General features: G+C 56.1%; 4 protein-coding genes. All 4 read left to right on the top strand.

Features of this window, described 5'->3' with window-relative positions; translation table 11 throughout:
• Positions 1 to 31 precede the first annotated feature (31 nt).
• A complete protein-coding gene (locus tag Q1Y74_RS13795) occupies positions 32 to 847 on the top strand; it encodes a TonB family protein (RefSeq protein WP_300814869.1) in 816 nt (271 codons plus the stop codon).
• Between the two features lie 12 nt (positions 848 to 859).
• Positions 860 to 1,408: a DJ-1 family glyoxalase III gene (locus Q1Y74_RS13790; RefSeq protein ID WP_300814868.1), complete on the top strand. Its 549-nt coding sequence runs from the start codon at positions 860 to 862 to the stop codon at positions 1,406 to 1,408.
• Between the two features lie 18 nt (positions 1,409 to 1,426).
• Positions 1,427 to 2,101: a 2-C-methyl-D-erythritol 4-phosphate cytidylyltransferase gene (locus tag Q1Y74_RS13785; RefSeq protein ID WP_300814867.1), complete on the top strand. Its 675-nt coding sequence runs from the start codon at positions 1,427 to 1,429 to the stop codon at positions 2,099 to 2,101.
• The coding region (locus tag Q1Y74_RS13780; protein WP_300814866.1) for an ATP-dependent DNA helicase RecG at positions 2,089 to 3,501 on the top strand (1,413 nt) is incomplete at its 3' end. The genes Q1Y74_RS13785 and Q1Y74_RS13780, both read left to right, overlap by 13 nt.

Here is a 3,501-nt window from a genome sequence, read left to right as displayed (position 1 = left end):
CTACCCGCCCGCCCGAATCGAGATAAACACTGTGGATCAGAAGAAAAAAGGGAAATACATCGGAATGGCCGGTGCGCTGCTGGTGCATGTGGCGTTTGTGGCTCTCTTGCTGCTGGTGGGCTTCACCTTGCCTGAACAGGAGGAAGAGGAAGGCGTGCCCGTGCTGATGGGCGAAGTGCCCGATGCGCTGGGCATGGCCGACCCGTCGCTGGTGAAGGTGGATGTAATGCCCGAAGAAGTGTCGCCCCAGGTGCAGGAAACCGTGGAGCAGGAAATGATTACGCAGGAAGACGAAGAGACCATTACCATCAAGCCCAAGGCGGAGACGGAAAAGAAGAAGGAGGTCGCCAAACCTGAAAAGACCGAAGCCGAGAAGGCGGAAGAAGCCCGCAAACTGGCCGAGGCGAAGGCTGAGAAGGAACGCCGTGAGGCCGAAGAGGCCGCGCGCCGGCGTGTGGCCGGAGCCTTTGGCAAGGGGGCGCAGATGGGCAGTAAAGGTACGTCCGAAGGCCAGGGAGTCCAGGGCAGTCCGGCCGGCAATGCTCCGACAGGCGCTACCACTGGTACCGGCGGCTATGGCACATTCAATCTGGGCGGACGCTCCATCGGAGAAGGCGGATTGCCCCGGCCGGTCTATAACGTGCAGGACGAAGGAAAAGTGGTGGTGGACATCACGGTGGACCCTTCGGGCCGTGTCATAGCAACGGGCATCAACCGCCAGACCAATACCGTGAATCCGGCCTTGCGGAAGGCTGCCGAGGATGCCGCCAAGAAGGCCCGCTTCAATGCGGTGAGCGGTTTGAACAACCAGTCCGGGACGATTACTTATTATTTTAACTTAAAATAGAAGGAGAGAACTATGGGTACAGTTTATGTTTTTTTTGCTGACGGTTTTGAAGAAATGGAAGCCTTGGCATCGGTAGATATCTTGAAGCGTGCAGGGCTGAAGGTGCAGATGATTACGGTGACTTCCGGCGAGATAGTGACCGGAGCGCATGGAGTTCCCGTCCTTTGCGACAAGAATATCGAAAACTGCGATTTCTACGATGCGGAGCTGGTTTTGCTGCCGGGAGGTATGCCTGGTGCGTCTACACTGGAACAGTGTGCCGACCTGCGCAGACTGATACTGGAGTTTGCCGCTGCCGGCAAGCCGATAGCTGCCATCTGTGCCGCACCGATGATTTTGGGCAAGCTGGGTCTGCTGAAGGGAAAGAAGGCTACATGCTATCCGGGCTTCGACCAATACCTGGAAGGCGCTGAATATACCGGTGCGCTGGTAGAGAAGGACGGCAACATCATTACCGGCAAGGGACCGGGTGCCGCCATTGAGTTTGCTCTGGCGGTAGCAGGACTGCTGGCCGGCGAAGAGAAGGTGAAGGAACTGAAGGAGGCCATGTGCATCGGCTGAATCTGTTAATTGAGACCGGTGATGAATTATGCTCTGATTGTAGCGGGAGGTAAGGGGTTGCGCATGGGTAGCGAGTTGCCCAAGCAGTTTCTTCCCATCGGGGGGAAGCCTGTGCTGATGCGCACCCTGGAGGCCTTTTATGCCTACGATGCGGAGATGAAGATTATTCTGGTGCTTCCGCACAGCCAGCAGGCTTATTGGGCCGGGCTGTGCGGCGAGCATCGTTTTTCCGTGCCCCATGTGGTGGCTGACGGAGGAGAAACCCGCTTCCATTCCGTCAAGAACGGGCTGGCATTGGTCGAAGGTCCCGGATTGGTGGGGGTACACGACGGCGTACGTCCTTTCGTCTCGCGTGAGGTCATAGCCGGATGCTATCGGCTGGCTGCCGAGAAGAAGGCGGTCATTCCCGTGGTGGATATTGTGGAGACAGTCCGTCATGTGGAAGGTGATGCCAGCGTGACGGTTTCCCGCGATGACTACAAGCTGGTGCAGACACCGCAGGTGTTCGATGCCGACTTGCTGAAACAGGCCTACGAACAACTTTACACACCCGGTTTCACAGACGATGCCTCCGTTGTGGAAGCGTTGGGCGTGCCGGTCACCCTGACGGCGGGCAACCGGGAAAACATCAAGATTACCACTCCTTTTGACTTGAAGATAGCTTCGGCTTTGTTGGGCTCATGTTCGATTTAGCTTCTCGTGACATAACGTATTTGTCCGGTGTCGGTCCGCAGCGTGCCCAGGTACTCAACAAGGAACTGGGCATTTATTCGTTCCGCGACTTATTGTATTATTTCCCCTATAAATACGTTGACCGCAGCCGCGTCTACTCCATTCACGAAGTGGACGGCAACATGCCCTATATCCAGTTGAAAGGAGAAATCCTGAGCTTCGAGGCGGCAGGCGAAGGCCGTCAGCGGAGGCTGATAGCCCATTTCTCGGACGGGACGGGGGTGGTGGATCTGATTTGGTTCCAAGGCATCAAATACATCATCGGCAAGTACAAGGTGCATCAGGAGTACATCGTGTTCGGCAAGCCCACTGTGTTCAACGGGCGCATCAATCTGGCACATCCGGACATCGATCCGGTGTCCGAACTGAAACTCTCCTCCATGGGTATGCAGCCCTATTACAATACGACGGAGAAGATGAAGCGGAGTATGCTCAACTCCCACTCCATCGAGAAGATGATGAACACGGTGGTACAGATGTTGAAGGAGCCTCTGCCCGAGACGCTGACTCCGGCGTTACTGCACGAACACCACTTGATGCCCCTGACCGAAGCGCTGGTCAACATTCATTTTCCGGCCAATGCCGACCTGCTGCGCAAGGCGCAATACCGGTTGAAGTTTGAGGAACTTTTCTATGTCCAGTTGAACATCCTGCGCTATGCCAGGGACAGGCAGCGGAAGTATCGCGGATATGTGTTCGAGAAGGTGGGCGACATCTTCAATACCTTCTATAATCAAAACCTGCCTTTTGAACTGACCAATGCCCAAAAGCGTGTGCTGAAGGAAATCCGTCGTGACATGGGGACAGGCCGGCAGATGAACCGCCTGCTTCAGGGCGATGTGGGGAGCGGAAAGACACTGGTGGCGCTGATGAGTATGCTGATAGCCCTGGACAACGGCTACCAGGCCTGCCTGATGGCACCGACCGAAATTTTGGCAAACCAGCATCTGGAAACCATCCGCAATTTCCTGTTCGGCATGGATGTACGGGTGGAGTTGCTGACAGGTTCCGTCAAGGGCAAGCGGCGCGAGAAGATTCTTGCCGGATTGGAGGCGGGCGAAGTGCAGATTCTGGTAGGTACGCACGCACTGATAGAAGATGCCGTCCGTTTCCGTTCTTTAGGCTTTGCTGTCATTGACGAGCAGCACCGTTTCGGCGTGGCGCAACGAGCCCGTCTGTGGAGCAAAAGCGTCCGGCCACCTCATGTGTTGGTAATGACGGCCACTCCCATTCCGCGTACCTTGGCCATGACGTTGTATGGCGACCTGGACGTGTCGGTGATTGACGAATTGCCTCCCGGCCGGAAGCCGATAGCCACTCTTCATCAGTTTGACAACCGCCGGGAGAGTCTGTATCGCTCT

This window comes from uncultured Bacteroides sp., from assembly GCF_949298305.1.
In the GTDB taxonomy this organism is placed as follows: domain Bacteria; phylum Bacteroidota; class Bacteroidia; order Bacteroidales; family Bacteroidaceae; genus Bacteroides.
Note: the sequence above shows the minus strand (reverse complement) of the source record. Positions and strands in the feature narration are given on the sequence as shown.

What these genes read in the sequence shown, in the direction of transcription:
- Q1Y74_RS13790 (WP_300814868.1), top strand. Translation starts at nt 860, where the DNA reads ATGGGTACAGTTTATGTTTTTTTTGCTGACGGTTTTGAAGAAATGGAA.